At 46.4% G+C, this 521-nt stretch carries 1 protein-coding gene; it reads right to left on the reverse strand.

The features are described 5' to 3' along the window. On the reverse strand, positions 1-521 hold a 521-nt coding region (locus tag ABN217_RS20405; protein WP_349460028.1), incomplete at both ends, for a GTPase.

The following is a 521-nucleotide window of genomic DNA, read 5'->3' on the forward strand; positions in this document are numbered from 1 at the left end:
GTTTGCACAAACGCAGCCAATCAACCATTGGCATACGCACCTCAAGGCCAATTGAGCCGTCTTCCTCTTGCCATTCACGCTCAATAGCTTGGAGCTGATAAAAACGGCTACGTAGACGACCTGCACTTGGTGGCAAACGCATTTCAACGTGTGCGATTTCACCTGAAAGGCGTTCCGTCAGTGCTTGTAGCAACAAGGGGATACCTTCACCCGTTTGCGCTGAAACCCAGACACGAACCGGCTTGTTATCCTCATTTCTGTCGATACGCGGGACAAAATCCTCCAGCATATCCACTTTGTTCATAACTAATAGTGTCGGGATCTCATCAGCTTCAATTTCTTCCAAAACACTTTCGACCGCATGAATGTTTTCATCCAAACGGTTATCCGCTGCATCAATAACGTGTAACAATAAAGTTGCTTCACGTGTTTCCTGCAAGGTTGCTTTAAAAGCCGCAACTAAATCATGTGGTAAGTGACGAATAAACCCAACTGTATCTGCAAGCACAACCGTCCCAACA

It is taken from the genome of Proteus sp. fly-1067 (assembly GCF_040139345.1).
Classification (GTDB): domain Bacteria; phylum Pseudomonadota; class Gammaproteobacteria; order Enterobacterales; family Enterobacteriaceae; genus Proteus; species Proteus vulgaris_B.